A 23,534-nucleotide genomic window follows, 5' to 3' on the forward strand; every position below is an offset into this window, starting at 1 on the left:
TGTGCAATCCTGCGTGCCGCAAGGGCTGGGAATGCAACTCTCGATTAACTTCAGTTTTCTGGGCGTTCACGACGCCAAGCTGGTTGAGCTTGGGGCGCGAGCAGAGGACTATTTCACCTACGATCCTCCGACCGCGATCATCAAGCTTCGTCAGTTTGCTGAGTTGCTGGCCAAACTCATCGCGGCTCGTCACGCAGTTTACGAAGGGGAACGCGAGACTTTTGAGGCTACCCTTCGCCGCCTTTCCTTTGAGCGGATCATTCCAAAGGAAGCTTCGGACGTATTTCATGCACTCCGCAAGGCAGGTAACAGCGCCGTTCACGAAGCTTCCGGCAACCACTCAGATGCCCTTGCTGCGCTAAAGTTCGCGCGTCAGCTCGGTGTTTGGTTTCACCGGACGTATGGAAAACAACCAAATTTCAATCCTGGTCCCTTCGTTATACCGGTCGACGACCCGGACCCCGCCATAGCTTTACGCCGAGAGATTGAAGTACTCCGGAAGCACGTGGCAGAAACCGAAGAGGCTGCTGCCAAGGCGCTGGCCGACGTCGAGGCGCATCGTCAAGCGCGGACTGACGCGGAGGAGCGCTCGAAAAAGGAGATTGAGGACAGACAGCTCTGGGAGCAATTGGCGCAGGATGCAGAAGCGGAGAAGCTCAAACTTGTCGCTGCACTCAATGAACAGACATTTGCCTCAGGCCTTGCGGAGTCTACATCTCAGTTCGAGGCTGATGCTCCGACGGATACGGCTCATCTTGACGAGATCCAGGCCGCGGCCCGGCAAGCCTCGAAGTCCGACATGCAAGACCTCATCGTCAGAGGTGAAGAGGCCGCCCGCAAGATCGATCTCGACGAAGCGGCCACACGCGCCTTAATCGATCGACAGCTCCGCGATGCCGGATGGGAGGCAGATACTAAGATCCTTCGTCACGGGTCTGGCTCGCGTCCAACGAAGGGGCGTTACCTCGCCATTGCCGAGTGGCCGACAAGTAACGGCCCGGCTGATTACGCTCTGTTTAATGGATTGACCTTAGTCGGCGTTGTGGAGGCCAAGCGCCGCCGCAAGAACGTCTCCGCGGCGATCGATCAAGCAGAACGCTACTCGCTCGGTTTCACCGAAGGTGATGGCTTTGTGTTCGCAGGAGGACCCTGGGCTGACCATCGAGTACCATTCGTTTTTGCAGCTAATGGCCGCTCGTATCTCAAGCAGATCGAGACTGAGAGCGGCATTTGGTTCCGGGATACTCGCCGCGGCGGCAACCATCGTCGCGCTCTCGTTGATTGGCCGACACCTGAAGGACTCGCTGGACTCCTCGAAGTCAACCAGGACGCAGCGACAGCGGCCCTCAAAGCGTTGCCTTTTGAGTTTGGCTTTCCGCTCCGAGACTATCAGGAGGAGGCCATCAAAGCGGCGGAAAAAGCGCTGGAGGCTGAACGTCGCACTATGCTCATTGCGATGGCCACCGGCACAGGCAAGACCAAGTTGGCCATCGCGATGCTCTATCGGTTTTTGAGCACCAAGCGTTTCCGGCGCATCTGCTTCGTTGTGGACCGGTCCGCCCTAGGCAAACAAGCTGCAGATGAATTCACTACGACAAGGGTACTCTCGGGCAAAGCATTTGCTGACATCTTTGGCCTCAAGGGGCTTGATGATGTTGCGCCGGAAACTGAGACGAAGGTGCACATCTGCACGATTCAGGGCTTAGTGAAGCGCGTTCTCTACACCGCGGACGACTCCGAAGCGCCGCCCATTGACCAGTATGATCTTATAGTCGTGGATGAATGCCATCGCGGCTATCTGCTTGACCGCGAGATGTCCGACGCAGAATTGAGCTTCCGCGGTCAGGACGATTACGTTTCCAAGTATCGACGCGTTCTTGAGTATTTCGATGCCGTGAAGATTGGCTTGACGGCTACGCCGGCCCTTCACACTACAGAGATCTTCGGTGATCCTATCTTCAAGTATTCTTACAGGGATGCGGTGATTGAGGGGAACCTCATCGATCATGAGCCGCCGATGAGGATCGAAACCGCTCTCGCTCGCGCGGGCATACTCTTCGAGAAAGGTGAAGCGCTAGACGTTCTCAATACAAGTACCGGCGAGGTAAACCTCACTCACGCGCCTGACGAGATTCGGTTCGAGGTCGAGCAATTTAACAAGCAGGTGGTGACCCCCGAATTCAACCGCGTGGTGGCTGACGAACTAGCCAAGCACATCGATCCGGCGCTTCCCGGCAAGACCCTGATCTTTGCGGCTACTGATGCCCATGCCGATATCGTGGTGTCCAAGATCAAGGATGCATTCGCCGCAGCCTATGGCGAGATAGACGATGCTGCAGTCAAAAAAATCACCGGTAGCGTCGATAAGGTGCAAAACCTAATCCGCTCGTTCCGAAACGATGCCAATCCGAAAATTGCGGTTACGGTCGACCTGCTGACCACAGGCATCGACGTGCCTTCAATTACGAACCTTGTCTTTCTGCGGCGGGTCAACAGCCGAATTCTGTATGAGCAAATGATCGGCCGAGCCACACGGAAATGCCCCGAGATCAACAAGGAAATATTCCGCATCTTTGACGCGGTCGACCTCTATCCGAACCTGCAGAACCTCACCGAGATGAAACCGGTTGTGGTCAACCCTTCCATCGGGTTTGAACAGCTCGTCAAGGAACTCATATCGGCGGATGATGATGGCCACCGCGACACAATTCGCCAACAGCTTGCGGTGAAGCTTCGTCGGCGACTTAGCAAGCTCCCCTCCGATGTCCGAGAAAGGTTTGCGGCTGTTGCCGGTGAGGAACCGGAGGAGACCTTGGGGCGCCTCTTGCAGAGTAGTCCGGCCGAGTTGTCCAAGTGGTTCTCAGACCGTGCAGCTATTGGCCCCATTCTGGATTGGCAGAATGACGGTGGTACTCCCCGTTTCATGCCGGTTTCGAACCACAGCGATGAAGTGGTCGCGGTCACTCGGGGATATGGCGCAGCGACAAAGCCTGAAGACTTTCTTGACGGCTTCTCGGCGTTCGTACGGGACAACATCAACGCGATTGCTGCTCTTAAACTCGTTGTGCAACGTCCGCGCGACCTCACTCGCGCTGATCTGCAAGAGCTAAGAAGGGCACTCGACCTTAAAGGATATTCGGAGGCCAACCTGCGCCGCGCTTGGGCCGACGCCAAGAACGAGGATATCGCTGCCTCCATCATCGGATTTGTGCGCCAAGCGGCACTAGGCGATGCTTTGACCCCTTATGCGGATCGTGTAAGAGCCGCAATGCAAAAGGTCTTGACGAATCGGTCCTGGACGGACCCACAGAAGCGCTGGCTGAAGCGCATCGGGGAACAGGTCGAAAAGGAGATCGTGGTGGACCGCGGGGCAATCGATCGAGAGCCCTTCGCCGCGGATGGTGGGTTCACCCGTCTCAACAAGGTATTCGGAGGCGAGCTTGAGGCCGTGCTGACCGGAATCAACGAGGAGCTGTGGAGAAACATTGGATGAGTGATCAGGACGAGGCGCTTACTATGCCTCAGGGCGACGAAGCCGCCGCAACATCGCAACAGAGCTTTGGCGAATGGGTAAGCAGCGAGATGGCGAGACAAAATCTCACCATTCCGCAGCTAGCGACCAAAACCAAGATTTCCTATACGGGAATCTGGAATATCGTGAAGGGGAATACCGTCTATCCAACGGAGGAGACAAGGGCGAAGCTTTCAGCTGCGTTGAATCAGCCCGTCCCCACAGAGGTCGAAAAGGAAATAGAGCAAGAGTCTGAGATCTCAGGATATACGTGGACGGATTTCACTCCGTCCGACATAGGAACAGTGCCCGACAAAGCTGGCGTGTACGTATTCTATGATATTACCGACCGCCCTGTGTATGTCGGCAAATCGGCGAAGAGCGTTCGAGCCAGAGTGAAGGACCATCAGACGCGGTTTTGGTTCAAGCCTCCGCTAGTTGTTCGCGGTTCATTTCTCGCGATTGATGACGCAGCGATGTGCGAAAAGATTGAAATGATCTTGATTAAGTTTCTTGGCAAGCATGCGCTTCTAAATGTTCAGGGCGTGGTGCGAGACATGGTTGAATAGCATGCTCAGCACAAGCGATATTGTCGTTAAACTGTGGTCGCTATGCCACGTCCTTCGCGATGATGGCGTTACCTACAACGAGTACGTCACTGAGCTAACCTATCTTCTCTTCCTCAAGATGCTCGCCGAGGTACCCGACCACAAGGGCGGCCTGCGAGAGGATCGGCTGCCGAAGCAATACCGCTGGCGTGAATTGGCCAAGCGCGAGGGGCTCGATCAGCTCGACTACTACAAGCAACTACTACTAGACCTTGGCAGGCCCAGCACGAAGGATGCCTTGGTCCGCGCCATTTTCACGGACGCGCAAACGAAGCTACGCAAGCCGACTAACCTCAAGTCGCTCACATCCAGCATCGATCAGCTCGATTGGTTTTCGGCCCGCGAGGAGGGGTTGGGCAACCTCTATGAAGGCCTGCTGGAGAAGAACGCCGCTGATAAGAAATCCGGCGCGGGGCAATACTTCACGCCGCGCCCCCTTATCGATTGCATCGTCCGCCTCATGAAGCCGCAACCGGGCGAAACCATCCAGGACCCCGCAGCGGGCACAGCCGGGTTCCTTGTGGCCGCCGACCGCTACATCAAGGATCAGACCGACGATCTCTACAAGCTCCCGCCCGACAAGGCGCACTTCCAGCGCCACAGCGCGTATGTCGGCGCGGAGCTAGTCCCCGACACACACCGGCTGTGTCTGATGAACCTGCTGCTCCACGGCATCGAGGGCGGGGTGGAACTGGCCGACACGCTCTCGCCAGATGGCGAACGCCTTGCGAAAGCCGACCTTCTGCTGACCAACCCTCCGTTCGGCGCAAAGAAAGGCGGCGGTCGCCCGACACGTTCGGATTTCTCCGTCACTGCCGACACTTCCAACAAGCAGCTCGCATTTGTCGAGCACATCGTTCGCGCCCTCAAGCCCGGCGGACGAGCAGCCGTGGTGGTACCGGACAACGTGTTGTTTGAGGACAATACCGGGCGACGGCTGCGCTCATGGCTAATGGAGCTGTGCAACCTGCATACGATTCTGCGTTTGCCAACTGGTATCTTCTATGCGCAAGGCGTCAAGACCAACGTGCTGTTCCTCCAGCGCGGCAAGACCGACAAGGCCACAACCAAGGCTGTGTGGGTCTATGACCTCCGGGCCAACATGCCTGCCTTCGGAAAGACCCGCCCCCTGACGGTTGAGGACTTTGCGGAGTTCGAGAAGGCCTATGGCAGCGATCCGAATGGCGGCGCCAAGCGCAGGGATCAGCGCGAGGATGGCCGCTGGCGCTGCTTCACACGCGAGCAGATTATGGCTCGCAATGACAATCTTGACATCGTCTGGTTACGGGATACCGAAACAGAAGCCGAGGAGCAACTGACCGAGCCCGAAGATATCGCTGCTGCGATCATCGGGCATCTCAAGGCAGCGCTTGAGGATATTGAGGAGCTGTCGGAGGAATTGGAGCCGGATAGTGTAGATGCAGCTGCTGTTGTGGCCGAGGCGGCAGAATGAGCGAGTTGCCGAGCGGGTGGATTTGGACTGCGGTTGGGGAAGTCGCCGACGTTCGGCTTGGAAAGATGCTGGATGCGATCAAGAACAAGGGCACACCGGTTCCCTATCTCCGCAACATAAATGTCCGCTGGGGCAGCTTTGATTTGGCGGACATACTTGAGATGCGTATGACTGCGGAAGAGCAGGAGAGCTATTCGATCGAGGACGGCGACGTCATTGTCTGCGAAGGTGGCGAGCCTGGTCGCGCCGCGGTGTGGCGATCTGGTCCAACGAAACTAAAATTTCAAAAGGCACTCCATCGCGCTCGTACCTTTGACGCCGTGTCGCCCGAATGGCTAGCATTCTACATGCGCCACATCGCGACAAATGGAGAATTACAAAGCAGATTTACAGGAACCACGATCAAGCATCTTCCGCTTGCCGCGATGCGCGAGGTGCCGATGCCGCTTCCTCCAATCCACGAACAACGCCGGCTCGTGTCGAAGATCGACAGCCTGTCCGCGAAGTCCAGACGCGCCCGCGGTCACCTCGACCACATTCACCGGTTAGTGGAGAAGTACAAGGAGTCGGTTCTCGACAAGGTATTTGTTTCGGCTAAGGGCACAACGCTTGAGTTGAGCAAAGTCGTTCTTCCTGAGGCTCCAATTAGGTATGGTGTTATTCAGCCGGGCACAATCAAGGACGTCGGCGTGCCTCTTATTCGGGTCTGCGATTTGCAGGATGGTGGTGTTGCATGGTCCGATCTGCGACGCATTTCTCCGGAAATAGACGCAAACTACGCTGATGCACGTGTCCAAGCGGGTGATATCCTTGTTTCCGTTGTCGGAACTATTGGTCGAGTAGCCCTGGTAACTGAGCCTAGAGAACCAACGAACATTGCTCGTGCGGTAGCTAGAGTAAGGCCTAACCCACGTACGGTTCTGCCAGAATGGCTGGCATGGCGGCTTCAATCTCGCGATTGCCAAAACTTTTTTCAGCTTGAGGCTCGCGAAGTTGCTAGAAAAACACTGAATATCGCTCAACTCAAGATTACGCAGATTGACATACCTCCTCTAACTGAACAGGCAGCCGCAGTTGAGGTTGCCACTCGTGCTTTTGCCTGGATCGACCGCCTCGCTTCCGAAGCCACCAGCGCTCGCAAGCTGATCGGCCACCTCGACCAAGCCGTTCTCGGCAAGGCGTTTCGCGGCGAGCTGGTGCCACAGGACCCCAACGACGAGCCCGCCTGCGTCCTTTTGGAGCGGATCAGGGGCGAGCGGGCGACCGTCGCGCCGGCGAGAGGAAATAAAAAGATAGGCACGAAGCGGTTGAGGTGACTTGAGCGCCTTTGAGGCGGATTCACTGCGCCTCCCAACTCGGCGCACGGCGGTGTGGGATGGTAGCCGTCCTTGCAGCCGAAGGCCGTCTCCAGCAGACCAGTTGCATCAGTGCGGCTAATCCCGCTAGAATTTGATTGAGCGATACGCGTTGCTCCGGGGCGTGGAAACCCCGCGCTAGCGGTATGTGTCCGCCGGAATGGGCACGATCTCCTTGGCCATTATGGTCGGGGAGCCTGCGACGTATGTCCAGGTTCTCCCGAACTAAAGGTCGTAGGGCCGGCTAGCACGGTTTCCAACTCCCCGATCACCAGGGGTCAAGAAGCACTAGGCTTACGGGGGCGCACCGTAGGCGAGCTTCGTGGAGTTGGAATGATGAACGCTACAGCATCATCAATCGCTGAGGACAAGAAGGGGGCGGCTGGGCGCACTGCCTCGCTGCTCTGGATTGCGACCGGTGTCTACTATTTCGTGACTACGGAGAAGGCCGGGTTTCTTTCTTGGCAGGCAGCCCTATTTTTCGTGGGCGGGATGCTAGTGGCTGCCTTAGTGTTCGGGGCTGCCAGCCACTACCTCTTCGCTGCCCACCGTGAATTCTACCTCAACCATGCTCGAAGTAAGCCCGTCCTAACTACAGTCGCGGCGCTCGGTAGTCTCGTCCTCAATGTTTTTGAGATAGGCGCTCCCATCCTTGTGGCGAGGTGGGCCTTCTTGGGTCTCTACGGCCTGAACTGACCATTAGGTCCATGCCATGTTGTGCCTACCTATAGGTGCTCCTTGATGGGCGGCCTCAGAGCTGTGCGGCGCGTCGGTATGGTGTGGCATCGCCAGCCTTGGCAACCCATCTGGGTAAGGCGCGAGATGGCCTGCACGAGGGTACTAGATGGCTGCGCGTGGTTGGACCTTGACGCAGGTGGTGAGTGATCACCAGCCCTTGAAGGGGCCACGGAGGAGAGACCTTAGAGGCGGCGGAGATGTGCCCCTGTTTTTGGCGATCACAAAGGAGGCCTTAAGGCGCCCCACCCAGGCCTTAATGAGGGTCATAATTAATACTGCGATTTCAATACGATAGGCAGTGGGGCGCCGACTGTTTCCAGAGCGGCATTAGTCATCTCGCGGGCTGCGATATCTGCCTTTGAGCGCTGAACCATTAGTCCATCGTGCATATTCATGGCGGGGACATTGAGCTCGGCCAGTCGAAGCAAGCTCCGCAGCATAATCTGCGATTCCCGAAACATTAAGCGAAGGCCAAGGCCCGTCGCGAAAACATCGGAAAGCTCTGGGAATGCAGACAATACGGCATCACGGATTTCAGCTCCCGTCATGCCCCGCGGTAACCTCTGCTTCAATTCAGATGGAATGCGACTCAGAGGCGTTTCTCTGAAAAGCATCGCACTGACGATTTGCTTAATGCCATCGCGGTATAGCCCTGCATCGACTTTAGGAATTCTCGCATAGAGATCGCCAGCGGGTGCTTCAATGCCAGCCTCGATAAAGGCGAGGCGCAAAAAGGCGGAAGAAAAGTCCAAATCAGCAATTGGTTCGCCGTTGATCCTGATCGCGTGTCGACGATTGGAGGGTAGCTCTTGCCACCAGCCATTAAACATCCGGCCTCCGAGGTCAAACCGCGGTTGATCGTGCTCGCTCATTTTGAAATGCCTAACGAGATCACGATGGGTCGTGAGAACCGGTGGCCCACCATCGTGCTCAAACATGAATTTAGCAGTTCTCAAAAAGCCGTTCAGCCGCTCCATATCCTCACGCAAGGCGACGGTTTCTTCCGTATCCTCATAGTCAATCAATTCAACGTCTTTGCTCTTTCTAGCAAAATTGCGCCGGCTCACGCTCAACCGGATCGTTTCCGTCCCTCTCTCCCAAGCGAAGTGTTCGGGCCCGAGCCGAAAGCGCTTTATTTCCGAAGCCAATGAAGCAGCCGGGGTGAACGAACTCGCTATTCCCCGTTGATGAGATTTGCGCAGTTCAATCAGGCTGCCTCTAGAGGCGAGCCCTTCCAGCACTCGTGGGAGTAATGCAAATCCCCTTCGGTCATAGCGGCTAATCTTTCGCTTAGGTGCACGGAGACTAACTGTAATGTTGGGGCAATCATTTCCCGTAGCGATTCCGAAAGCGACATTAGCTAGCAATGCTTTGATGATCGTCTCAAGGTTCGCTCGGTCTTGCGCTTTCATTCTGCGCTTGCGGGGCGCGCTCTCCTCGTAACTTGCTGTCACATTTTCGGCAACCACGTGCAGAAACCGCCGGTTTGTCGTGAGCCAGGGATCGAACGGCCGAAACGTATGTGGCTCAAGCAGTACTGCGGGCTCAAACTCTGACACCCTTACAGATTTCACCTGATCACGCTTCAGCGCTCGCTTTGTGTTAGCCTTTTTGGAAGGGATAGAGCGTCTAGGCTTTTGCAACGTGACCTCTTCAAATGCTCTTGGGAAGCGGCGCGGGGCCGAACAGCTCGTGTTTAAGGCGAAGAATATTTTCGAGATGCCGATTCGCGGGCTCCGATGCTTCATCGATCAGCTTTCCTAGATGGCGGAGCATTACGCCAGCAGATCGGGGGTAGCGATCATATCGGGAGTTCGGCCCATAGACCGCATGATATCCCGATGCAGTGCGGAGAGCCCGCTTGCCTAGTTGAGTTATCCTGAATTCGTCTGGAACCCCGATAGGCCGAACGGGATCGTCAAGTACAGCGGCGGACACAGCCAGAGAGATTAGCAATAGCTTCCTCGGCGGCACATCTCCCTTTCGCATTCTCGCCAGTGTCGCTTCGGCTTTCACACGCGGATGCAAGTGAGGTAGATCAGCTATCCGCTGCGTTGGGCCGGCGCATTCCAAAAGCAGCGCAAGTCGGCGCTCGGCCGTATTCAGGGCGACGTCTTCTGGCAAGCCTTTGATGTAACGCTCCACGGTTTGGATATAGGGGCGCAGCTGTGCGGCCCGATAAGTCGTTTTGATCAGATCGCCGTGTCGGTTTCGTCTGCGGCAGCATCGATCGCAATGGATGAGCGAAGCTCCCCTTCCTGCACGGGCTTGCGGCGGCCGCCCGCAGCCTGGAATGGGACAAACCCTAAAGGCACCATCGTTAGGCGTTGAAATCCGACGTAAGAATGCCTGAGTGTGCTTTGACTTAGGCATCGCCACGGCGATCCTTTGCGATGGCGCGTTTTATTTGATCGTCAATGCCCTCCCGGCCGCGACTCCAAGGGTTCTCTCTGGGGTCGCCTGGTCTAAGTACGAGAGGAGATTCCTTTTTGCGGCCGGTGCGTATGAACTTGATGTGGTCGTCGAGAGCCCGCTTAGGTTCGTCCGAGATGCGCTGAAATGTCCACTGAAGATCCTTCGACCTTCGAAGCTTGCTGAGTTCGATAAGTTCTGCGCGATGTGTCTTCGGCTTCTTGCAAAAGTTGGCAGCTTCATACTCTTCAATGCGCCCCATCACGCCTGTCGCGGATGTGGGAACGGAGAAGAAAGTTAGGTATTCGCCCCTCGGACAGCGCTCCGCTATCATGGTGAAGAATAGATAGAGGCTAAGTTGCTCACTGGCGTCGTGTCGAAAGTCCTCCAGCTCGCCGTCGTTCACTTTGAAGGCGACTACGGTGTTTTGAAATCCATGGTTTTCGGTGCTTGAAGAGTACGTAATTTGCATAATTCGACCTCGCTATGGCCCACTAAATTATGTAATATCGATGCTAAATTTAGCAATATCAGAGGGTCATAAATGGCTGCAGATAAGCGCAATAGATTGATATTATAGATCTATTTCGTTCGTTGGCTCCTTTGGGGCAGTGCCCAGGCGATGCCGCATGCGGATGATTTGGGGCGCGGACCACGTGGTGTAGCCTCTCGCTGTTGGAATGCCGCGTGCGGTGAGGGCTTTGGCTATCGCAGAAGGCGATTGAGTGCCCCCGGCCTGAAGCTCCGCTAGCAGAGGTGCCAGGTCATACGCTCGACGTTTGGCAAGCATCGCCTGGGCTTCTCTGCCCTTGGCTCTGGCCTTGCCGGACAGTGTGCCCCCACGATTACCCCCGAGCCGTTGACCTCTAGCCTTTGCTGCAGCGAGCGCCGCCTTGGTGCGTGACGAGATTAGCCCTGCCTCTAGCTCGGCAACTGCCGCCATCTGTTGCAACATGAACCGGCCTGTAGGTCCCTCGATCATTGGTAGGTCTGCAAACCGGACGTCAACACCTGCCTCGAGCAGTCGCGCGAGAAAGCCAACAGACCGCGTGAGGCGATCTACTTTAGCCACTACCAAAGCTGCTTGGTGCACCCGTGCCGCAGTGAGGGCTGCGTCCAGCGCCGGCCTGTTGCTACGTCTGCCACTCTCCACCTCGGTAAATTCTGCAACGACCGTAGCCGGTCCTCCACCAAGGTAGCTCGCTACGGCAGCCCTTTGCGCTTCTATGCCCAACCCCGAAGCTCCCTGCTTGCGGGTGGATACACGGTAGTAGGCTACGAACTTTCCCTTCATTGGGCTTCGATCCTTCACTTGAACTCACTCATGACAACTTAGCCAACGAGCGTTGACACCATTGTTAGTGGTGCACGAGCCGTCCGCCAACATCCGTAAGGTGAGTCAAATGGACTCAGGGAGGCGGGTCATCTAACGAACGTTTGGCAATTGGCCATGAGTCAAAACGACTCACGTCATCACCAACGCAGAACGACGGGTTGTCGATACCAGAGAAGTGGAAGAGCTAATCAGCTCAGCGGGCCGCCGCCTCATTGCGCCCCGCCAGACCCCCGCAGGGGGGACTTACGACGTTCTTGCTGTCGAGGTGGCATCTCGAATTTGCGACCCCAAGTGAATTCGACCCGGGAACGAGCACCTACCAACTGATCTCGCCTACGTCCTGCGACTGCACGTCGCGCTTCGAGTAACTTTACGGGCAAATGACAATAGGATGAGCGCGAGGGAACGGCGTGCCGTGATGGGCGCTGAAAATTACCTTGCTCCCAACCTTGGCATTAGCCGGCCCATAGAGGCTATCTTTGTGATAGAAGATCTTCTCGCCGGTTGATGCTCTTACGAAGCCTGTCGTCAATTTAACTTCGCTGATCACTCCAGATTTGCGTGGTGCGAAGTTGAAGCATAGCTCCTCGCAGGAATGCACCAAGTCCAGAGCGAGCGGCCGCAGTGTCTTGTCGTAAACAAGGCATTTTTCGACGATTGCGATGATCGAAGTTGAAAGCGGTGCGAATTGAGCTTTGCGCGTCAAGAACGTGGGCCAGACTAGTGGCTGCCTCTTCTCTACGTTCACCGGCACCATCATGCCTTCGCCAAACGGATATGAACCAGTCATCAGGCGGAATATCAAAGCCCCGAGGGACCAGATGTCAGCCTCGCAGCCCACGTGGTCGCCGGGCTTTCGGAAGATCATCTCGGGGGCCATATAGGGAAGCGCTCCCTTCACAGTTCCGGACGTTGAGCGCGTTAGGTCTCCGTTCTTCGCGATCACTTCCTCAAAAAGCTCTTCAGCGAGCGTCGCAATGCCAAAATCAGTGATTTTAACTGAAGAGAAGTCGGAGCCGACCAATATGTTGCTCGGTTTCAGATCGCGATGCGCCACTTGCGCCTGGTGTGAAGCAGCTAGGCCTTTCGAGATACGAAGTATCAGGTACGCTGCGAGATGCGGATCAATTTGAGGAACAACATCGAGTGTGGCTGCCTCCAGCGTCGTCCCGTCGATGAATTCCTCAATCAGATAGCAGGAGTTTCCAGCCTCAAAGTAGTCGAAGGTTTTAGCGACGTTGTAATTGCTTATTCGCGCTGACAAGATTGCGCTTTGCTTGAAGCGCTTGTTCGCCTGACCCGCTTGGGGAGTCTTCAGGGCGACCACTTCGCCAGTTAGCTTGTCGTTCGCCTTGTAGACGTCCTGCATGCCGCCAGACGCCACGTAAGAGATTATCTCGTACCGCGAAGCAAGTTCGGTGCCCGACGCAATCATGCCGTTACCTCGGGATTAGAAATATCAAAAGTGACGAAGGCTCGGGGCGGAGAGGAGCCAATGGTGATGACGCACGCGGATAGCATGCTCATGCCTAAGGTCACCTTTGTGTTGTTCACATAGACATCGCCAGTCAACGCCGTAATTTTGAACTCATAACCGTCGTATCGAATGGACAAGCTGCCTTGATTCTTAAAGGACAGATTCACTGATCGCTTTGCCGCGTTCAACTCGTGTGCGCCCTGCGTCTCGGTGCCGACGCGAGCGCGGTGTTTGTCCCGAAGTAGGTCGCGACCTAACAGCGCGGTAACTTCTGACATCGAAGGCCGCCCAGCGGGAGATAGATCAAGGCAAGCTTCGAGAGTCTTGGCTACCTCGGCGTTCAGATTGGGTTGGGCCGCAATGATCGACCCCGTGGGGATAGCCTTCGGCTTCTCGTTATGTGGCGGGATACCAAGAAGGGCCAGGGCTGTGCGAGCAAAAGCAAAGGTATCGATTGCGGTAGTGAAGGAAATTGTCTTTGTGCCGAACAGCTCGGGAGCCATGTAACCTACGGTGCCGGCAATACTCTTGGTCTTATCATCCTTGCCAGTCTCTCTCGCTAGACCAAAGTCAAAGATCTTGATGATCCCATTCGCATCGCGACGAATATTTTGAGGCTTGATATCGCGATGTATCACCCCTGCCGCGTGAATCTCTGAGATCCCGGTCGCAATCTGCCACAACGTCTTTTGATATTCCGCGCCCGCTGAGAATTTAAGCTGGTCTAAGTCTGTGCCAGATATGTGTTCCAGTACGAGGCATCGAATATCCTGTTGGTTCCATTTGAACGATACAACGTCTAATAGCTGTACGACGTGTTTTGAGCGTAGACGTATAAGGGCCTTTTGCTCATCCAATAGTCGCGGCAAGTCGGAAGGTTTGAGGACACGTTTGAGCATCACTTTGCGCGAGAGGTTCTTATCCTCGCACTCGTTCAGCTCGCCCATTCCTCCCCAGGACGCATTCCCGGTAGGCTCGTATCTATTAGCTATCAGCGGCATCCTCGCCCTCATCGGAAGAGATCTTGATTTCAAGTTGATCGCCCTGTGCGACCTTTTTTGACGTCTTGCTCTTCCGTTTAGTTGCGGTCTTCTGCTTGGTCGCTTGCGGGTGTTCTACTTGTTCATTGGCCGGTTGGTTCGGTGGAGAATCCGCTGTCAAGACTTTGCTTGGAGCACGTTGGAGATGGAGTTGAGAATATCCGCTCCAGACCGTAGGCAATGAACGATTTACGCGATTCAGCTTGTCCAATAGGTGCGAGACGGTAAACGCGGCGACGGATGCGTTGTCGGGGCCGCCCAGCCAGCGAGCCAGCGCGAGTAGCCTATCGGTTGCCCGTAGAGGCTCGGTGGCGCTGAGCAATAGTTTCTCGAATATCGCTTCATCAAAGTAATGCGCGCCATCAGACGTTACGAAAAATGAGTTCAAGCCGGCAGAGACTTTCTGAACATTGGGAATGAGTGATTTTCCGATGCCGATGAACTGCACAAGGCCCCGATCCGCCCCCCCGAAGGCCTCTTTCAGATTGTCGTCTACGGTCAAACGAATCAGTTTGGACCACTCGGTATCGAGCGCGTAGACGCGACTGTCGCCGACATTGGTGACAAAAATTGACTGGCTGCCCTCGATCAGAACGGCCGATAGGGTTGCGCCACCACGCCCCTGCCAAGTTCTGTATACCGTTTCGTTCGCGATATTGGTGGCGATATGAAGCTTTCGCTGTGGCTCTAACTCTGAGGCAGAGATCAGTGCAGAGAAGAAAGCGGCGATACTCACCGTGGCGCACGCTCCGCCGTCCTTCATTCCTCCCATTCCATCGCTGAGTGCAAAACAGATGAAAGGCCTTTGGCCGTCCGAAACCCGTAGGGCGGCTACACGATCTTGGTTGTCTGTTCGCAACACTCCTACATCGCTCGCGATTATGGCCTGGTCATCAAACAGCAACTGGCGCGACCGTTGGTGCGCGGTCTCGGCTATCCACTCTGCTAGGAGGGCAAGATGATCAGAAATGGTAGACTCCCGCTAGAGTTGTTGCGGAGACGATCACATCTTCCCCGCTGATTGCAATCGCTTTCGTTGGGCGCTGGCTGAGCTGTGGAATTCTAAATGATCCCCGGCGCATCGGTACCATACATAATTTCGAATAGAATCAAAAAGTTATCGCCAGGCTCTTGTTCGCGCCCACTTTTGCCCGGCGGCAAGGCCCGGCTCGCGGCGAGGATATCGCAATGCAGCGGCTACAGTGTTGGCAGTGTGCTAGGCCGAAAGACGGTGGTTGTAATGGGGGAGTTGGTCGGAGGCTTGATCTCCCGCGTGAGTTGCGAGACAGTCAAGCCGGTTGGGGCCGGAATGCGTGGTTTATTTTCTGCTGATTCGTAAGTCGGCCGCGTCGAAGGCGCCAATCGTCGATATTTGCATCGGAAATGATTCGCCAAAGAAGTTCGCCCGCGAAGGCTTATCTTTGCAGTCATCCTTAGGCGACGCGCGGCATCTGCCATGGGAAGTATCGTCCCAACAAGATCCGCCGGCAATGCGGCTAGGCTGGCGCTATAGTCACGATCAGTAGCCGCACTGCGGCAACCCAAGAGATAGAGTCCGCAGGTAGGAATGACGATACTCACTCTGACGGCGCAACAGGATCACTTGGAAAAGGTTGCCAGGACCCACGATCCTATAAAGGCTATTTCGGAATTCGTTTGGAACGGATTGGATGCCAATGCAACGAATGTCGAGGTGAGCTTCGCATTCAACCCTCTCGGTGGAATTGAATCCATCCACGTAGTGGATAACGGTGATGGGATTACACCAGCACGTGCGAACAAGGACTTTGCGAATCTCGGCGACTCTTGGAAAAAGACCGCTTCCCGCGTTCGCTCACAGCGTGCTCTGCATGGCAAGGAAGGTCGAGGCAGGCTGCGTTTCTATTCGTTGGCGCAGAAGGCTGTGTGGGATTCCACATTTTGTGTCGATAATAAGCTAGCGGATATCCGCATCGAAATTGAATCCGCAGCGCTCGGGAATGCAACGGTATCTGAACAGACGATGTCCACCCGGGAACATACAGGCACGCAGGTCATTCTGTCGAATCTGAAGGGCAGTTTTGACTGGCTTGCTTCGAGGAAGGCATTTTTGGAGATTAGTGCGGTGTTTGCCCCGTATCTCTTACGGTATCCAACAGTATCGATTTCTTACAACGGCGAAAGGATACGGCCTACCGACGCGATCTCTGCATCGTACGACTTCCCAACCGAGGCGATCGTTTGTCCCCATCGGACAGTCAAAGATTTGGCCATCTCCGTGGTTGAGTGGAATTCTCATGTTGAGAACCGCCGTATTCACCTCGGCGGCGAGAACGGGATCGTCCTTGGTTCACAGCCAGCGAACGTCGTCGCGCCAGGGTTCGAATATTCAGCCTATGCTTATTCCTCCTTTTTCCAAGAGATCGCTGATGCCCATCTGCTCGAACTGGACGATCTGACTGATCCAGACTTTTCCTACCTCCTCACCTACATCCGAGATGCGCTGTCGGACTACTTCCGCCAAAGGCAGGCCGCGCGATCCAAGGGCCTTATCGAGGACCTGAGAGCCGAAGGCGCGTACCCCTACGATGGCGAGCCGCGAGACGAGATCGAGCGGAAGGAGCGGCAAGTCTTCGAAATCGCCACCTATGCAGTTTCTTCTTATTCGAAAGATTTCACGAAGGCCGACGCTTCGCTTCGAAAGATGACGCTAACTTTCTTGAAGGAGGCGATAAGGCACAATCCCGATTCCTTGTCGACGATTTTGCGTGCCGTCGTGAACTTGCCTAAGGCGCGACAAGATGAATTCTCTTCATTGCTAGAAAAGACCCAGTTGGGAAATATTATTCTAGCTTCGAGTCTGATAGCCGAGCGTGTGGTTGCCCTTCAAGTCTTGAGAGGAATGGTTTTCGACCCCGAGTATCGGCACGGCACCAGGGAGCGCGGTGAACTAGACGTTATCATAAGGGATAATACGTGGATGTTCGGCGAGCGGTTTCACATCGCGCTTTCCGAGGTCGGACTAACACGAGTAATGGAGCGGGTCGCCCAAGAACTTGGTGTCAAAGGATCAAAGAAGACTGTCAAGAAGGCGGACGGGTCGTCGGGTCGGCTGGACAACTTCCTTGGACGGGTAGTGCCGCATCCTGACCAGACGAAACAGGAGTTTATTGTAATCGAACTGAAACGTCCGTCTCTAAAGGCCGGGCGTAAGGAGCTCGATCAGTTGGAAGATTATGTGAATGCTCTGATGGAGCAGCCTGACTACGCCCACACTGACACTCAGTGGACCTTCTTTCTCGTTACGGGAGAGTATGATTCTTCGATCGCTCCCAGAATAACGCAGAAAGATAGGCCGGTTGGGCTTTTCTTAAAGACGTCAAATTCTGAAGTGTGGGTGAAAACTTGGGCTGAACTTATCCGAGATTGTGACGCGCGACTACATTTCATCCAAGATAAATTGAGGGTGGAGGTGTCGGCGGATGAAATTGATGCAAAAATCACCGCGCTTCGTGCTTCGGTCTTGAAAGAAGATCGCACTACGACTTCAAGATTTGCGCGGCGGCCGGCCGGGGTACAGGCGGCCGACTAGTCGATTCGTCGGCGGTGCGAAGAGAGCGGGGGCTAGGGGCACTCGATCAATCCCCACTCGCATCGGATGTTTCAAACGTGGCTTTGCCTTAGAGCGGCAGTTTAACGGACTCCACGCAGGCCTTCTTCAGCCGCTTTAACTGGGCCTGCGAGTATAGCCCAAAGGTAATCCCCACCTCGCTTTCGTGGCCCATGATGTCCGCCACAACGTTTTCTCGCTGACCTGCATCCTCAGCCTTCGTGGCAAACCAGCGCCTAAAGCTGTGGAAGTTGACCTTGGACCGCCGTGCACCCGGCCTCTTGTCATGCACACCAAGCTTCTTCCGGTAGTAGGTAAACCGCTTAGAGAGGGCCATAGTCCGGTTGCCATCCCAGCCGGTGTCCTGAAAGTCTGGAAACAGGTAAGCTGCCGCATCGCGTTTGCCGATGAGCTTCGCGATCATGGGCCGTAGCGCCGAATGAATCGGAATGGTGCGAACGCCCGCAGCAGATTTACTGCGAGTGACCCGAAACATGTTGTCGCGACAATCACTGATGCGAAGTTGACCGATCTCATCGAGACGCATTCCCGAAAGGGCCGAAATCCTCATGGTGTTGGCCATATCGGCGTCTGCCGGGCCTGCAAGCAGGATACGAACCTCATCATCCGTGAACGGCCGCTCGGGGCCCATCGGACCGTCCGGGGCGATCCTGTGTGCCTTGGCCTTGGGGAGCGACTTGCGCATCCACGGGTTCGATTTCACGCCGAAGCTCTTCTCCAGCCAAGTCCAATATTGCCGCAAAGCGGATAGCTTCTTGTTGGCGGTCTTGAAGTGCACACCAGCCTTGACGAAGGCCTCATCGCGGAAATCGGCGGCAACTCGGTCGGTCGTGGTCTCGATGAAGAAGCCTTGGCTCGCCTTCGTGCACCAGTCCTTGAACTGTGACAGCGCCGTGCGGGCGTCGGCCTTCGTGCGCTCGCTATAGGTCGAGGCCGCAAGCCACCGTTCGATGTAGAGGTCAGCAGGGGTGACCTTTGCGGACGCCAGTTGAACAAACTCGGTGGCTTGCTTAGTCGCTGCCCGGGGTTCTTCGAAGGGGTGGTAGTCTTCCCGGACGCCGCCGGCTGCGGTGTCGATCTCCTCGGCCCGGTCCGTTATTTGATACATGAGGTCGTTGCGCCGCGCGGCGTCTGCTCGGACGAACTCCTCGCGGAGAGCCATGGCTTCCAAGAGCAGCGGGTCCTGATCCTCGGGCCCGGGTGTCCGGTGTTTGGCAATCTCGGACTTCAAATCCGCAACGGCGTTCCAGCGGGCAATGCGGGCCACCCGGAGGTCGGTGGTCTCCAGGGACTTCAGAAGCCGCTTCTTGCCAATGGCCCGCCGTAGCGTCCTGGGGACCTCAGCGACCGCGTACCAAGTCGTCCCTTCGCCCCGGGGCTGGGTTAGATAGCGCCGGTCGCCGCCACCTTTTTCCGCTCTCAGAATAACGTTCACTTGGCCTGCCCCTAACGGTGCCCCCAACGGGTCGCCCCTAACGCAGGGATAGATATAGGCCTATTTTTGCAGTATTTCCAGTGCTCTGGACCTATTGACGTAGGGTCCAGGTTCCCCAGCCAGTTCAGGCGCTTTTCCCAAGCCATGATTGACCCGCCCCGCGGCCGCGCCATTTGCGAAGCCCCGCTCGCCGTGCCGCCGCTCGCGACGGTTTGCCTCATCTGAAAGCGCATCCGCGGCGTCGGATCGCGGTGCGCTCCATCGTCCTTGGGACACACAACCCAAGGAGATCCGTGATGCCATATGTCGATGGTTTCGTGCTGGCCGTGCCGAAGGACAAGATCGAGGCCTACAAGGCGCTGGCGAAGACGGCCTGCGCAGTCTGGATGGAGCACGGCGCGCTCGATTATGTCGAATGCATCGGCGACGACGTTCCCTATGGTGAGCTGACATCGTTTCCGCGCGCGGTGATGGCGAAGGAGGATGAGCTCGTGGTGTTCTCCTGGATCGTCTATCGGGATCGGGAGACACGCGATGCGGTCAACAAGAAGGTGATGGCGGACCCTCGGCTGAAATTGGACGGCATGCCGTTCGACGGCAAGCGCATGATCTATGGCGGCTTCACGACGCTGCTGCGCGCGAGCGATGTTATCAGTTGAGTGAGGTCGAGCAGGGAGGCTCGTGGCCCGGATGGAGCGTAAGCGAAATCCGGGTCCGCTGTCCGTGCTCCAGGTCGGCAGAAGCGTGCTGTCGGGCACCGCGGCCGCGCTCGCCGAGGACCCGCAGGTGCAGAAGGCCTATCTCGGCGTCGGGTGACCCATCTCCGCCTGAAGCAGCAGCAACAGGCAACCGGCGAGCCGCCTCTCCATCTCTTTCGACGAAAGCGACAGCGGTCCGGGATCGTTGAGGATCGCGTTCACCAGCGTGCCCAGCACGACCTGGAAGCCGAACGCGATGGTGCGGGTCTTGGCGGCCTTGCGTCCCTTGCCCATTCCCTTGCCCATGGCTGGCAACAGGAGAGGGGTGGCGCGCATCGTGGTGGCTTGGGCGAGCGCCTTGAACGGCGTCCATTTGTCCGGGCGGGTGTCGTCATGCTGAAGCGCCGCGCGCAGCACGCCCTCGTGGTTGCGCATCCAGGCGATGATGCCGCCGACGATGACATGGCAGAGCTTGTCGAGGCCGGTGTCGGGTGACGGGCGCCTGATCTCGCCCAGCCGCTGCTCGCCGTCGCGCGTGGCCAGCGCCATCAGGGCGTTGAAGTAGGCTTCCTTGCTCTCGAAGCGGCTGTAGAAGGCGCCGACGGTGACGCCGACCTCGGCGCAGAGCGCCTCGATCGAGAGTTCGGCAAGGCTGCGCGCCCGCAGCATGTCGGCGCCGGCGCGCAGCAGCGCCAGCGTCGTCTCCCGGCTGCGCTTCTGGCGCGACGGGGCGACGCCCGGCAGGTCGAAATCGCGAAATCCGGGCTCTTCTGAACGTGCTCGCATCCGCGCTTGCATCCGTTTCAAATCATAATCATAATTCTGATTATAATTTAAGCGTGGTCAGACCGCGGGTCAACCGTCCGGTTCACGCAACAAGCAGGGAGGAGCAGATGAGCGCAGGCAGCGGCACGCCGTTCCGCGGCACCGTCGGCAAGACGGTTGCGGAGTCAAAACCCTGGTGGCCGCAGGCACCGAGGCCGCCAGAGGGCGCGCCGAACATCCTCATCGTGCTGTTCGACGATGTCGGCTTCTCCGATTTCGGCTGCTACGGATCGTCCATCAAGACGCCGGCCATCGATAAGCTCGCCGCGGAGGGCCTGCGCTACAGCGGCTTCCACACCACGGCGATGTGCTCGACGACGCGTGCGGCGCTGCTCACCGGGCGCAACCACCATTCGGTCGGCGTCGGCTGCCTTGCCAATTTCGATTCCGGCTATCCCGGCTATCGCGGCAAGATCGCGCGCGAGGCGGGGACGCTCGCCGAGATGCTGCGGGTGCACGGCTATCGCAACTACATGGTCGGCAAGTGGCACGTCACCCCGCTGACCGAGAGCGGCGCCACGGGCCCGTTCGACGGCTGGCCGCTCGGGCGTGGTTTTGATCGTTTCTACGGCTTCCTCGATGCCGAGACCGACCAGTATGCGCCCGAGCTCGTTTCGGACAACACGCACATTGATCCGCCGGGCACCTATGCCGACGGGTATCACCTGACCGAGGACCTGATCGACCAGTCGATCCGCTTCATCGGCGATCACGTCGCCGACCGGCCGGATATTCCCTGGCTCACCTGGGTCGCGCTGGGCGCCTGCCATGCGCCGCATCAGGCGCCCGCCGATATCATCAGGAGCTACGACGCGGCCTTCGCGCACGGCTGGGACGTCGAACGGGAGCAGCGGCTGGCGCGCCAGAGGGCGATGGGCCTCGTGCCGGCGGCAACGCGGATGCCCGCGCGCAACGACGGCGTGAAGGCCTGGGAGGAGCATACCGCGGACGAGCGCCGCGTCTTCACGCGCCTGCAAGCAGCCTTCGCCGGCATGCTCGACCATTCCGATCGGCATCTTGCCCGGCTCGTTGCGTTTCTCGAGACGGCCGGCATCCGCGACAACACTGTCATCATCGTGATGTCCGACAATGGCGCGAGCCAGGAGGGCGGGCCGCTCGGTTTCGTCAACGCGATGGGGCCGTTCAACTTCAAGCCGGAGCCAATCGCGGAGAAGCTCGCCCGCATCGACGACATCGGTGGGCCCGACACCCACAGCAATTTCCCGCATGGCTGGGCGATGGCGTCGAACACGCCGCTGCGCCGCTACAAGCAGAACACGCATGGCGGCGGCATCCGCGATCCCTTCGTCATCAATTGGCCGAAGAAGATCGCAGGCAAAGGCGAGCTGCGGCACCAGTTCGTGCACGCCTGCGACCTCACGCCGACGCTGCTGGAATTGATCGGCATCGAGCCGCCCGGCACGATCGCGGGCTGCCGGCAGATGCCGCTCGAAGGCGAGAGCTTTGCGCGCTCGATCACGGACGCGTCCGCGCCCTCAAAAAGCTCGCCGCAATATTTCGAGATGTTCGGCCATCGCGGCCTCTGGCAGGCGGGGTGGAAGGCGGTCGCCTACCATCCGCCCGGCACGCCGTTCGAGAACGACAGATGGGAGCTGTTCCATCTGGACCAGGATTTCTCCGAGACGAATGATCTCGCCACCAAGGAGCCGGAGCGTCTCGGTCGCATGATCGCGACTTGGTGGGAGGAGGCGGAGAAGCACAACGTGCTGCCGCTCGACGACCGCTTCGGGCCGCGCTTTGCGGAGAACGCTGCGCGCTTCCACGGCGCGCGTCACCATTTCGTCTTTCACGCCGGCATGGGCCACGTGCCGACCGACGTCGCGCCCGACGTGCGCAGCCGCAGCTACACGATCGAGGCGCATGTCGAGATCGACGAGGCGGTCGCCAACGGCGTGCTGATCTCGCACGGCGATGCGACCTCGGGCTACAGCCTCTACGTCAAGGACGGCCACCTCGTGCACGACCTCAACATCGGCGGCAGCCACCAGGTCGTGCAATCGAACCGCAAGGTGCCGTCAGCTGCGCGGCGGCTCGGTGTGCATGTCGAACGCCTGCTGCGCAGGGAACCGCCAGCCAAGGGCTCGCGCACTGGCGTCACCGAATACACGCTGCTGATCGACGGCGAGCCGGCGGGTACGCTCCAGACCCAGCTCGGCTTCCACACGCTGATCTCGTGGTCCGGCCTCGACATCGGCCGCGACCGCGGCAGCCCGGTGTCGCATTACGAAGCGCCGTTCGAGTTCGAGGGCCGGCTGCTGCGCGTCACCGTCACCATGCACAACGACCAGAAGCTCGACGGTGATGCCGTCGGCAACGCGCAGATGGCGCGGCAGTAGGGGCGAGCTTGCGGCTGCGAGAGAGCTCGGCCTTCATGGATGGCCGCAGGAAAGCTCTCGCGGTGGGCAGCGAGAAAGTAGACCGTTACTTGATCTTGTCGTAGGCGGCCGCGAAATCGCCCAGCGGCATCGGGATCGCGATCGTCTCCTTGGCCATGTTCTGGAAGGAGACCTTCAGCTGCTTGCCCGACCGCAAGGCTGCGAGCAGGTCCGCCGCGATCGGCGTCGAGGCGTAGCAGCCGCGGTTCTCGCAGGTCTGGATCTGGAGGTCGACCGTCTTGCCCTCGTCGACCTGGAGCTTGGCGCCGATCGGAAGGTTGAGGCCGAGCGGCAGTTGCAGCAGTGCCACCGGCGTGCGGGTGTCGGGCGCGATGCGGATGTTGATCAGGACGATGGTCTGGCCGGTCTTGGTCAGCACCGCGTTCTGCTCCATCGCGCATTCGAGCGGCGCATCGCGGCTGACGCTGGTGCAGCGCACGACCCAGCCGGCCTGCTGCGCGCCGTCAGCCTGCGGCTGTGTCGGCGCCGGCGCGGGCTGTGCGGCCGGGGCAGGAGCCGCGTTCTTCTTGGCGCTCTGCTGGGCATACGCGGCACCGGTCGACAACAGGAGGCCGGCGGCAAGGGCGACAAGTCTGGATTGCATGGGCATGGCGAGACTGCGTTGGCGTGAACCGGAAGC

Annotated in this window: 18 protein-coding genes; 9 read left to right on the forward strand and 9 right to left on the reverse strand. The window is 57.8% G+C overall.

Annotated elements, in window-relative coordinates; translation table 11 throughout:
• Positions 1–31 precede the first annotated feature (31 nt).
• From hsdR to ACE10W_RS16750, 5 genes are all read left to right on the forward strand, one after another.
• Complete coding sequence (gene hsdR / locus ACE10W_RS16730) at positions 32–3,493, forward strand: type I restriction-modification system endonuclease (RefSeq protein ID WP_375762630.1); 3,462 nt, start codon at positions 32–34, stop codon at positions 3,491–3,493.
• On the forward strand, positions 3,490–4,080 hold the full coding sequence (locus ACE10W_RS16735; RefSeq protein WP_375762631.1) for a hypothetical protein: 591 nt from the start codon (positions 3,490–3,492) through the stop codon (positions 4,078–4,080). The genes hsdR and ACE10W_RS16735 overlap by 4 nt, the downstream gene beginning before the upstream one ends.
• A gap of 1 nt (position 4,081) precedes the next feature.
• Positions 4,082–5,572 (forward strand): N-6 DNA methylase, encoded by a 1,491-nt coding sequence (locus ACE10W_RS16740; protein WP_375762761.1) that lies wholly within the window; start codon positions 4,082–4,084, stop codon positions 5,570–5,572.
• Entirely contained in the window at positions 5,569–6,888 is a 1,320-nt protein-coding gene (locus ACE10W_RS16745; protein ID WP_375762632.1) for a restriction endonuclease subunit S, read from the forward strand. Before ACE10W_RS16740 ends, ACE10W_RS16745 begins: the two co-directional genes overlap by 4 nt.
• 372 nt (positions 6,889–7,260) lie before the next feature.
• The gene (locus ACE10W_RS16750; protein WP_375762633.1) at positions 7,261–7,623 is read left to right on the forward strand and encodes a hypothetical protein; all 363 of its coding nucleotides are present in this window, start codon (positions 7,261–7,263) and stop codon (positions 7,621–7,623) included.
• Between the two features lie 311 nt (positions 7,624–7,934).
• Here the strand turns inward: ACE10W_RS16750 and ACE10W_RS16755 are convergent, their stop codons facing one another.
• From ACE10W_RS16755 to ACE10W_RS16780, 6 genes are all read right to left on the reverse strand, one after another.
• Entirely contained in the window at positions 7,935–9,413 is a 1,479-nt protein-coding gene (locus ACE10W_RS16755; protein ID WP_375762634.1) for a hypothetical protein, read from the reverse strand.
• A 617-nt stretch (positions 9,414–10,030) separates the two neighbouring features.
• Positions 10,031–10,549 (reverse strand): hypothetical protein, encoded by a 519-nt coding sequence (locus ACE10W_RS16760; protein ID WP_375762635.1) that lies wholly within the window; start codon positions 10,547–10,549, stop codon positions 10,031–10,033.
• Between the two features lie 102 nt (positions 10,550–10,651).
• Positions 10,652–11,371 (reverse strand): recombinase family protein, encoded by a 720-nt coding sequence (locus ACE10W_RS16765; RefSeq protein WP_375762636.1) that lies wholly within the window; start codon positions 11,369–11,371, stop codon positions 10,652–10,654.
• Positions 11,372–11,783: 412 nt separating this feature from the next.
• Positions 11,784–12,782 (reverse strand): serine/threonine-protein kinase, encoded by a 999-nt coding sequence (locus ACE10W_RS16770; protein ID WP_375762637.1) that lies wholly within the window; start codon positions 12,780–12,782, stop codon positions 11,784–11,786.
• A gap of 62 nt (positions 12,783–12,844) precedes the next feature.
• On the reverse strand, positions 12,845–13,837 hold the full coding sequence (locus ACE10W_RS16775; RefSeq protein WP_375762638.1) for a serine/threonine protein kinase: 993 nt from the start codon (positions 13,835–13,837) through the stop codon (positions 12,845–12,847).
• Positions 13,838–13,874: 37 nt separating this feature from the next.
• Entirely contained in the window at positions 13,875–14,693 is an 819-nt protein-coding gene (locus ACE10W_RS16780) for a PP2C family protein-serine/threonine phosphatase (RefSeq protein WP_375762639.1), read from the reverse strand.
• Positions 14,694–15,497: 804 nt separating this feature from the next.
• Here ACE10W_RS16780 and ACE10W_RS16785 point away from each other — a divergent pair.
• The gene (locus tag ACE10W_RS16785) at positions 15,498–17,501 is read left to right on the forward strand and encodes an ATP-binding protein (protein WP_375762640.1); all 2,004 of its coding nucleotides are present in this window, start codon (positions 15,498–15,500) and stop codon (positions 17,499–17,501) included.
• An 88-nt stretch (positions 17,502–17,589) separates the two neighbouring features.
• Here the strand turns inward: ACE10W_RS16785 and ACE10W_RS16790 are convergent, their stop codons facing one another.
• Positions 17,590–18,975, reverse strand: a complete 1,386-nt coding sequence (locus ACE10W_RS16790) for a tyrosine-type recombinase/integrase (protein ID WP_375762641.1) — start codon at positions 18,973–18,975, stop codon at positions 17,590–17,592.
• 296 nt (positions 18,976–19,271) lie between these two features.
• Here ACE10W_RS16790 and ACE10W_RS16795 point away from each other — a divergent pair, with 296 nt between their 5' ends.
• Together ACE10W_RS16795 and ACE10W_RS16800 are read left to right on the forward strand one after the other, a co-directional pair.
• On the forward strand, positions 19,272–19,634 hold the full coding sequence (locus tag ACE10W_RS16795) for a DUF1428 domain-containing protein (protein WP_028170946.1): 363 nt from the start codon (positions 19,272–19,274) through the stop codon (positions 19,632–19,634).
• A gap of 31 nt (positions 19,635–19,665) precedes the next feature.
• A complete protein-coding gene (locus tag ACE10W_RS16800) occupies positions 19,666–19,791 on the forward strand; it encodes a hypothetical protein (protein WP_231166696.1) in 126 nt (41 codons plus the stop codon).
• Here ACE10W_RS16800 and ACE10W_RS16805 read toward each other — a convergent pair.
• Positions 19,773–20,459 carry a TetR/AcrR family transcriptional regulator gene (locus tag ACE10W_RS16805; RefSeq protein ID WP_039185093.1) on the reverse strand — a complete coding sequence of 229 codons (687 nt, stop codon included), beginning with the start codon at positions 20,457–20,459 and terminating at the stop codon, positions 19,773–19,775. The genes ACE10W_RS16800 and ACE10W_RS16805 overlap by 19 nt on opposite strands.
• A gap of 107 nt (positions 20,460–20,566) precedes the next feature.
• Here ACE10W_RS16805 and ACE10W_RS16810 point away from each other — a divergent pair, with 107 nt between their 5' ends.
• The gene (locus ACE10W_RS16810; protein WP_304552752.1) at positions 20,567–22,855 is read left to right on the forward strand and encodes an arylsulfatase; all 2,289 of its coding nucleotides are present in this window, start codon (positions 20,567–20,569) and stop codon (positions 22,853–22,855) included.
• Positions 22,856–22,940: 85 nt separating this feature from the next.
• Here the strand turns inward: ACE10W_RS16810 and ACE10W_RS16815 are convergent, their stop codons facing one another.
• Positions 22,941–23,504 carry an invasion associated locus B family protein gene (locus ACE10W_RS16815; protein ID WP_038966870.1) on the reverse strand — a complete coding sequence of 188 codons (564 nt, stop codon included), beginning with the start codon at positions 23,502–23,504 and terminating at the stop codon, positions 22,941–22,943.
• Positions 23,505–23,534: the final 30 nt, after the last annotated feature.

The organism is Bradyrhizobium sp. B025 (genome assembly GCF_042257955.1).
Lineage (GTDB): Bacteria > Pseudomonadota > Alphaproteobacteria > Rhizobiales > Xanthobacteraceae > Bradyrhizobium > Bradyrhizobium diazoefficiens.

Bases quoted from the DNA above. Each gene is read 5' to 3' on its own strand.
- hsdR (WP_375762630.1), top strand. From the start codon at position 32: ATGCAACTCTCGATTAACTTCAGTTTTCTGGGCGTTCACGACGCCAAG.
- ACE10W_RS16735 (WP_375762631.1), top strand. From the start codon at position 3,490: ATGAGTGATCAGGACGAGGCGCTTACTATGCCTCAGGGCGACGAAGCC.
- ACE10W_RS16740 (WP_375762761.1), top strand. From the start codon at position 4,082: ATGCTCAGCACAAGCGATATTGTCGTTAAACTGTGGTCGCTATGCCAC.
- ACE10W_RS16745 (WP_375762632.1), top strand. From the start codon at position 5,569: ATGAGCGAGTTGCCGAGCGGGTGGATTTGGACTGCGGTTGGGGAAGTC.
- ACE10W_RS16750 (WP_375762633.1), top strand. From the start codon at position 7,261: ATGATGAACGCTACAGCATCATCAATCGCTGAGGACAAGAAGGGGGCG.
- ACE10W_RS16755 (WP_375762634.1), bottom strand. From the start codon at position 9,413: ATGAAGCATCGGAGCCCGCGAATCGGCATCTCGAAAATATTCTTCGCC.
- ACE10W_RS16760 (WP_375762635.1), bottom strand. From the start codon at position 10,549: ATGCAAATTACGTACTCTTCAAGCACCGAAAACCATGGATTTCAAAAC.
- ACE10W_RS16765 (WP_375762636.1), bottom strand. From the start codon at position 11,371: ATGAAGGGAAAGTTCGTAGCCTACTACCGTGTATCCACCCGCAAGCAG.
- ACE10W_RS16770 (WP_375762637.1), bottom strand. From the start codon at position 12,782: ATGCAGGACGTCTACAAGGCGAACGACAAGCTAACTGGCGAAGTGGTC.
- ACE10W_RS16775 (WP_375762638.1), bottom strand. From the start codon at position 13,837: ATGGGCGAGCTGAACGAGTGCGAGGATAAGAACCTCTCGCGCAAAGTG.
- ACE10W_RS16780 (WP_375762639.1), bottom strand. From the start codon at position 14,693: ATGAAGGACGGCGGAGCGTGCGCCACGGTGAGTATCGCCGCTTTCTTC.
- ACE10W_RS16785 (WP_375762640.1), top strand. From the start codon at position 15,498: ATGACGATACTCACTCTGACGGCGCAACAGGATCACTTGGAAAAGGTT.
- ACE10W_RS16795 (WP_028170946.1), top strand. From the start codon at position 19,272: ATGCCATATGTCGATGGTTTCGTGCTGGCCGTGCCGAAGGACAAGATC.
- ACE10W_RS16800 (WP_231166696.1), top strand. From the start codon at position 19,666: ATGGAGCGTAAGCGAAATCCGGGTCCGCTGTCCGTGCTCCAGGTCGGC.
- ACE10W_RS16805 (WP_039185093.1), bottom strand. From the start codon at position 20,459: ATGCGAGCACGTTCAGAAGAGCCCGGATTTCGCGATTTCGACCTGCCG.
- ACE10W_RS16810 (WP_304552752.1), top strand. From the start codon at position 20,567: ATGAGCGCAGGCAGCGGCACGCCGTTCCGCGGCACCGTCGGCAAGACG.
- ACE10W_RS16815 (WP_038966870.1), bottom strand. From the start codon at position 23,504: ATGCCCATGCAATCCAGACTTGTCGCCCTTGCCGCCGGCCTCCTGTTG.